Origin of the sequence: Novosphingobium sp., assembly GCF_041915465.1 — a bacterium.
GTDB lineage: Bacteria > Pseudomonadota > Alphaproteobacteria > Sphingomonadales > Sphingomonadaceae > Novosphingobium.
Window position 1 is genome coordinate 1 of the sequence record NZ_JAYSBK010000129.1, and the last position, 7,059, is coordinate 7,059.

The window sequence follows — 7,059 nt, forward strand, 5'->3', positions numbered from 1 at the left end:
GATTACGTCGAGATGTTCTACAACCCGGTGCGCAAAAATGTCAGGAACGGGATGCTGTCGCCCGTCGAGTTCGAACGGCAGCAGATTTTGAAAGCGGAAGGCGTCTAGAAAACTCGGGGCTATTCACTTCGCTTATTCTTAAGGCATTCCTCTTGCAGTGAAGAAGACACTGCAGCTGATAGGTTGTCAACGCTCGAACTCGCAAATTGCGAACCGATAATCCGATGTCCCAGTCAGGAACGATCGAATGCCCCGCCCAGCAGGGTTGGAGATGTCCGGATGTACGCTTAATTGTATGCCATCGTGAAAGTTCGGTTCTTCATTCAAACGGAACTTTGTCCCAGCTCTGGACCTCGGTTCTGGCACTGGACCGCGCAATTGGCCAGTTGTTCGTCTGTTCTGCATCCCAAGGCGCCAGGCAAAGCGCCGTTTGGCTCGCGGCGGCCAATGAGGGTCGGGGTGCCGCCGCGCAGCCCAAAGGCAGCTGCTTTAGAGACAGGCTCCCAATTCCGCGCCGCTCCGAATGGATTTGCCCGACCAGTCCTTGATCTGCTTCGCTCGCGCTAGCTTTCGGTTGGCCCGCCTGCTTCCGTAGCCGCGAGCGATTGTTCAAGAGCATTGATCGCCATGTCGAGGTGGGCCGCCGTCAGCGGTTCTCCCAGTACGTCAAGCCGGGCCTGGATCCGCTGCAGATTGCAGCAGATAGTCCTCAGCTCCTGATCTGCGCCATGCTCGTCCTGAGATGAAGAAATCGCCGACTCGGGCATAGTCTAACCCCTCTGGTCCAGCCCGCTTGGCACATGCGGTACGTCTGATGCGTGTTGATCGAATGTGCGTAGCGGATGGAAATCTTGCTTAGATACAAGCCCATTTTTATAGAATTATGCTTAAGAAAGGATGTACGAGACCGACAGGCCGAACACGGTGCCGTGCGAGACAGTCAGGGAGCTACTCCAACTCGAGGTGCGTTTGATCGTAACAAACGGGTCTTGCGGTTGGCGCGGCATAGTGCACTAGTTTTTCAGAGATACAACCCCTGAAAGCTGCCTTAATTCGGCAATGGGCGCCTTTTTCCCAAAGGCGGGCCATTCAATTTGCAGGATCAGTGAAGTCTTATGCGGTTTAGGGCTGTACCGTGCGGGGTGTCTAGAATATCTCACCCACCTGGCGAAGGGCCCTCGTGAGGATTGCATGTACATGTTTACATGTGGATGGAGGTCTGCATTGGAATTTATTTACGCTTAGTTCCAATATCCTCAGGTACATTGGAAAAGCTCATTTGATGCGCGTTTTGATGATTCCGCTTGCGGAAATGTCTGAATGGCGATAAGTTTATTAAATATTTTGAGGAGTTCGACTATGCGCAGCGTGAAAATCGCTCTTATGGCTTTGGCGGCTGGAGGGCTGATCGCTGGCTCGAATCCGGCACTCGCCAAGTCTGGAAATGCCGTCTCGACGGCGGGGCAGAAGGGTAACGTTCGGGCTGGAACCAAGGTAGCCAAGTCCGAAAAGGGTGATGCTTCATCGCTACCTTTCGTGCTGGGCGGTATTGCCGCAATCACCACGGTGATTCTGGTCGCCAACAAGAATAGCCCGAGCAGCCCCTAAGGTTTATCTGATCCGAGCAATGTTAATTTGGGCGCCTGGTGCGCCCATTTTTTTTTGCCTTCTCGATACGCTTCGCACCTGGTGTGCGACAGCCCTGACCGCGTGCTACGGGTTGGCCAAGCCCTTCACCTCGCTGGCAAGCTCGCCTGTCGCCAGGTGCCTGGTACTCCAGGTGGGCTTTAGCGGCGCGCCGCAAGTGCGATCGTGTCCATATGCTGCATTTGAGATTTCATACCGCGTTAGAGGGGAGGAAGCCGTTGAACGGCAGACTCAGAAGGGAGGGGCAGCCGCGGGCGGACTGAGGCTTGCCGCGCATCGAGCGAAGGGACAGCAAAATGACAGCAATTGACGAGCCGCCGCCCGAAAGAGGCACTGACCATGCCTGGGATGGTCTGCGCGAGCTCGACCGCGCCATCGCAGAAAACCGTTTGACGGCCTACCGCTGGAAGAAAGCTTGGGCAGATCCACTAAGCCGAGCCATGATCATGGTCGTGCTTTTATTGCTCGCGTTCTTTGCAGTCTATGTCGTCATCGATGAATTGGTCATTCGCGGTTAGGTTTCCAATCCTTCACCTCGTCCGCGGCTGCTGCGCTTGCGCCATTTGCTGAAGCGGTAAGTTGATCCAACCGCCTTCGCTGTGCATCAATTTTCTGGCGCCCAATTCTCTGCTGGTGTGCCGCCTCCTCGCGCACCGCTGCCGGATCAGGGACGCTGGGCATGCCTGGCCCGACCAGGACCCCGCCAAGCGGCGCAGCCGCGCGGATGCCAGCCTGCGTGGCTACTGATGGAGCCGGAATAGCCGGACTTTGCGGCGCGACGAGTTCGTTTTCGACGTCGGACCTGATCCCGCTTGCATAGGATTCGACAAATCTGCGCTGCAGCGCTTGTCCCTTGGGGCTGAGCTGGAACGCGGTGTCGTCAAACCGGGCATCGCCATAGTAGTCGCGATTGTTTTCGATCTCGGTCATTCCCCACTCCCGATAGGCCTGGCTGAGATTGAGGTTCCCGGCAACATTGCTGCCCGAATAGTAAGTGGCTTGTTGTTCAAGGCGCTGGCCGACCTCGTCAGACCGCCTCGCCTCGAGCGAAGCTGTCCTGGTTTCGGTCAGCGACGCGTTGAGACCGTTTGCAGTCGATCGAACGCGGCTGTTGCTCGATGTGCTCACCGTTCGCATGAACCCGTCGCGGCTGCTGGTCCAGTTCTGGCTATCGGAGATCTGGTGAAGTGTGCCTGAGATCTTGTCGCGATCTTCCGATGCGATTGCGATGTCGCTGTCCGTCCAGGATTGGTTGCGGCCACCTTTCGCTCCTGTACCGAGCGCTACGGGACCGAAAGTGCCGCCGACCCCGGCAGAGGCCTCACCATTCAAGAACCAGGACACCGAGACATCGTCGGCAGCCCTCCTTGAGAGTCCAAACCTCTGCTGCAAGACAGTGGAAGCCTGATCGACCTGGCTGAACGCGGTCTGGACACTGTCAGAACTGGAAGTGCCCGTCGCCGTCTCGCTGCCCTGGCCACTGGAATATTGGTTACGCAGTTCGCGAAATTGCGCAATCGAGCTGGTGGTCGCCTGGCTGGCGATCTGGGCGTTGGCTTCGCTCCTGGCGTGAAAGTCGCTGGCCATGGTCGAGAGCCGCGAGGAGAAGTCGCGGCCAAGGTTCGGCGTGAACGGATAACTGGAATTCGGAAGCTGGTCGTAGGCGGCCTCGGGATAGCTGGTGGTCTGCGTTCCGCTCTGGCTGATCGTGCGGACCTGCGGGGCGCCATAGGTGAAGCTCGGTGCGCTGGTCCCTTGGGCAAACTGCTTGGTCAGCACGGTCGAGTTCTCGATGCTCGAGTTGCCGAGCGCGACATTGCCGGTGCTCGCTTCGCGGGCGGCCTCCTCGGCGGCGTTCTGGCTGGGGTTCAGGTAGCTGGTCGCCTGGTGCGAGATCGCCATTGCGCCCTTGGCGACGCCGCCCGCGAGGAACGGCACCGAGGCGATCAGGTAGCCGGCAAGCAGACCGATATCGGAATTCACATCGGCCATGCCGGTGAAGCTGGCAAGGCTGAGGCCGTTGGCACCGGCGACTGCGGTCATGTCGGCAGCCCCCTTGTACATCAGCATCATGTGGAGGATCACGAACAGCGGTCCCCAGGCGGCAAGGTAGAAGAACCCGGTGACATAGCCCTTGAGCGCGGTGGGTCCGGTCTTGGGCAGCAGGAACAGCGGGAACAGCACCGGGAACAGCGCGTAGAACAGGACGGTCAGGACGACATTGAGCAGCGGGACCCATTTCATCGCGGCATTGGCGATCGAACTGTAAGTCCGCTCGGTCTGGATGTCGGCACGGGTCTGGGCATAGGTGTCGACGCTGCCGGCCCCGCTGGCCGCGTTCATCCCGTGCATGGCCTGGGTCATCGCGTTGATCGTCAGCGTCTGCTTGAAGATCTCGGTTGCATTCGAGGAAACCCCGCTCAGGTACTGGTAGGCTAGAGGCAAGTCGGCAAAGAGCTTCGCCTTTGCCAGGGCTGCGGTCTGGCTCGGGTAGAGCTGACGGCCGAACACCGTGCCCATGGCGTCGATCAGCCCGGCCCATTGGGCGTTCAAGCTGTCATAGGCCTCGCGGCAGGTCAGAATCGTCGAAGTGACCGTGCCCGAGGCCTGATCGCGGGTCAGGAACCGCTGGGCACGGGCCTGGCTGCCGGGGGCAATCGCCCCCCAGATATCGCCGCTCTCGGCGAGCTGCTTCATCGAGTAGCGGCCGAGCAGCACATCGTAGAACACGCATTGGCGGAAATGCTCGTCGAGGTTGGAGGCGAATTCGGGATCGGAAATCCGCAACGACCGGGTCGCATCGTAGAGCCGCGCGCCGTAGATCATGCCGTTCTTCGAATAATTGAGATCTCCGGGGAGGCCGAACACCACTTCGGCCGAACCGGTCAGATAGTCGCCGACCTGGCTGGTAAAGCTCGCCATCAGGCCAAGCCCCAGCGGCACATTGCTGACATTGGCGGGGGCAAGGCCCGGATTGAGGCGGTCGGTGACGTGGATGTCGACCCGCGGCACCATCAGGCACGAATACATCAGCGTCGCGCCGAGAAACCAGTTGATCCACGCGCGCCAGTCCTGATTGAACGCGAGGGTCAGTGCCGAGAACGTCAGCCCTATGACCATCACGACCTGGAGCAGGCCCTTGTAGCCGCCATTGCCGGTCCAGGCGGCGACGGACTGGAACACGTTGACCAGGTAATCGCCGCCGCCCACGGTGAAGATTTCGAGCATGGGTCTGTTCTCTAAGCCGGGGTGGTTAGGTCAGTGCGCGAGCGAGCGCGACTGGACCGCGCGTGACCAGTCGAGCGCGGCGGCCATGCCTGGCGACATCTGGGCCGCGAGCACGTTCTCGATGAACGCGGTCTTCTCGATGATCTGCAGCACGGCGCTGACCTTGAGGTGGGTGTTGGCCTGCCGGTTGGCGAGCGCGGTGCGTACCGTGTTGACTTGGGCTTGCCACATCGCGATCTTGGCCTCGTCGGCGCCGATAAAGCTCGACATCGAGCGACCGGCTTCGCTGACGATCCGGTCGAGCACCGCGAAGAGCAGGTCGACCGAGGCAAGTTCGGCGAGCGTCTCACGGTCGTCTGTCGGCATCCCCCGGCCATAGGCGGCCTGAACGGTCAGAATCTTGTAGAGCGGCACGCTCGAGACCTGGAGCAGCTCCTTCTCTGCCTCGGTGATCGGGCGATCGTCGCGGATCGCCTGGACCATTCCGTCGATCAGCACCGAGACGCGGTGGCGCAGCGACTTCGAAACCGGGAGGCTCAGCGTCTTGAAGCCGGGATCGAGGCACTTGTCGGGTTCGTCGCAGCGGAAGATCAGGACATTGCCCCCAGAGCCACCTCCGCTCGTGCCGTCGAGCAGCGAGGTGACCAGGGTCGAGGAACTCTCGCCGACGATCGGCACGAACTTGCCCGGCTCGTCGTCTTTGGGCGGCACGTAGATGATCGTGCCCAAGAGCGTCATCGCGTATTCGGCGAGTTCCTGATCGAAGCTGCCGCCCGGCGAGAAGAACGCCGATTTCTTGAGGATCGTCCAGGTGTAGTTGCGCGGCACACCCGGATTGACGTCGTCGTACTTGCCCGCGCCGGCCTCATTGGTGCTGGTGCGCTGGCCGCGGGTGCCGCAGCCGTGCTTGGCGGCGGCATAGTCGGTGAAGATCCCCTCGCTGTTGCCGATCGCTTCGCAGATCGCCTTGTCGGCGAGATCGCCCTTGGGCCAGATCCCGCCGACCAGCCCTTGCGCCAGTTCGCACGAGTTGATGCTCAAATTGTTCATCAGCTGTGCCTTCTGCGCGAACTCCTGCATGATCTTCGAGCATTCGGGGCAGACCGTGTCGATCGCGAGGCTGAAGGCAAACCCCACCGCGTTGTTGGCGACGGCTTTGAGCATCGCGACGATCTCGCTCGCATTGATAAAGCTGAAAGACCCGGCGAAGATGTCGATCCCGCCGCAGCCGGCGCGGGCGCGCGGCAATTGCAGGTTGGCGATGTTGGTCGTCTTCTGCGGAAACCGCGTCCAGACATTGCCGAGACTGTAATAGCCCGCCGACTGCCCCTGGAACGCGGTCGGACCGTTGACGTTCGCCGCGCCGCCGACGTCGCTCAGGAACGAGTCCATCGAGCTCCCGACATCGGCCCTTGCCGGAGCCAGCGGAAGCGTAGCGAGGGGAAGGGCGGCTGCGAGGAGTGCAGCCACCATGCGCTGGCAGCGTTTTGGTGCGCATCCCAGGCGCCAGAAACCGGTTCCCACTTTTTGGCGAGATGCTTCAGTAGTCATGTCCGGCGTCCTTGGTGGTGAGGAGGTAGATGCGGTCCTGCAGCTCGTCGGCGCTCATCACGCCGTAGCCGATCGGGATCGCGCGCGATTGGGCGGCGTCCCACAGCACGACCGCCGGGGTAACTCCGGGGTCGAGCCCCATCTTCGTTCGTTGATTGGTCTCGACGGTGTAGCTGGGGAAGGTCCGGGAAGGGCCGCCGTCGGTCGAGATCGCGCGGACCTCGATGTGCCAGGTGTTTGCAACGCTCTGGACGATCGGTGACATCACCTCGCAGGCGCCGCAAGACTGGGCAAAGAAGTAAAAGAGCCCGTAGCGCTGGGAGAGCCCGGCCATCACCGTGTCGCGCTCGGCCTTGCGGTTGTCCTGCCAGGCGCGCTTGCCGAGCGTCGAGACCGGGCGCTGAAGCGTGTAGTCGAGATCGGGCTCCTGCCAGATCGCGCGCTGCCAGACGTCGCTGAACAGCGAAGCACGGTCAAGCTGCTCGCGCTGGAAGCGGATATAGGCTGTGACATTGGCCGGGCTCGGCTCGAGGATTGCCCTGGCCTTGAGTTCTCTGAGCTCGGCCGTGATCGCCTCGAGCCGCGCGGCAGCGCTGGCCGCTTCGCCAGGCACCTCTTTGACCTGTTCGGGCG

General features: G+C 61.0%; 6 protein-coding genes. 2 read left to right on the forward strand and 4 right to left on the reverse strand.

Features of this window, described 5'->3' with window-relative positions; all coding sequences use genetic code 11:
* Positions 1 to 563 precede the first annotated feature (563 nt).
* Positions 564 to 767 carry a hypothetical protein gene (locus ACE3SN_RS15345; protein WP_374531479.1) on the reverse strand — a complete coding sequence of 68 codons (204 nt, stop codon included), beginning with the start codon at positions 765 to 767 and terminating at the stop codon, positions 564 to 566.
* A gap of 592 nt (positions 768 to 1,359) precedes the next feature.
* On the opposite strand from ACE3SN_RS15345, the gene ACE3SN_RS15350 reads away from it, so the two are divergent.
* Positions 1,360 to 1,608 carry a hypothetical protein gene (locus tag ACE3SN_RS15350; RefSeq protein ID WP_374531480.1) on the forward strand — a complete coding sequence of 83 codons (249 nt, stop codon included), beginning with the start codon at positions 1,360 to 1,362 and terminating at the stop codon, positions 1,606 to 1,608.
* 335 nt (positions 1,609 to 1,943) lie between these two features.
* Entirely contained in the window at positions 1,944 to 2,165 is a 222-nt protein-coding gene (locus ACE3SN_RS15355; RefSeq protein WP_374531482.1) for a hypothetical protein, read from the forward strand.
* Here the strand turns inward: ACE3SN_RS15355 and ACE3SN_RS15360 are convergent.
* From ACE3SN_RS15360 to ACE3SN_RS15370, 3 genes are all read right to left on the reverse strand, one after another.
* Entirely contained in the window at positions 2,152 to 4,875 is a 2,724-nt protein-coding gene (locus ACE3SN_RS15360; RefSeq protein WP_374531484.1) for a conjugal transfer protein TraG N-terminal domain-containing protein, read from the reverse strand. The two genes, ACE3SN_RS15355 and ACE3SN_RS15360, sit on opposite strands and share 14 nt — an antisense overlap.
* A gap of 30 nt (positions 4,876 to 4,905) precedes the next feature.
* Positions 4,906 to 6,348 (reverse strand): conjugal transfer protein TraH, encoded by a 1,443-nt coding sequence (locus tag ACE3SN_RS15365; RefSeq protein WP_374531486.1) that lies wholly within the window; start codon positions 6,346 to 6,348, stop codon positions 4,906 to 4,908.
* Between the two features lie 67 nt (positions 6,349 to 6,415).
* On the reverse strand, positions 6,416 to 7,059 hold a 644-nt coding region (locus tag ACE3SN_RS15370), incomplete at its 5' end, for a conjugal transfer protein TraF (protein WP_374531487.1).

Excerpts from the sequence above, each read along its gene's own strand:
- ACE3SN_RS15345 (WP_374531479.1), bottom strand. The coding sequence starts at position 767 with ATGCCCGAGTCGGCGATTTCTTCATCTCAGGACGAGCATGGCGCAGAT.
- ACE3SN_RS15350 (WP_374531480.1), top strand. The coding sequence starts at position 1,360 with ATGCGCAGCGTGAAAATCGCTCTTATGGCTTTGGCGGCTGGAGGGCTG.
- ACE3SN_RS15355 (WP_374531482.1), top strand. The coding sequence starts at position 1,944 with ATGACAGCAATTGACGAGCCGCCGCCCGAAAGAGGCACTGACCATGCC.
- ACE3SN_RS15360 (WP_374531484.1), bottom strand. The coding sequence starts at position 4,875 with ATGCTCGAAATCTTCACCGTGGGCGGCGGCGATTACCTGGTCAACGTG.
- ACE3SN_RS15365 (WP_374531486.1), bottom strand. The coding sequence starts at position 6,348 with ATGGTGGCTGCACTCCTCGCAGCCGCCCTTCCCCTCGCTACGCTTCCG.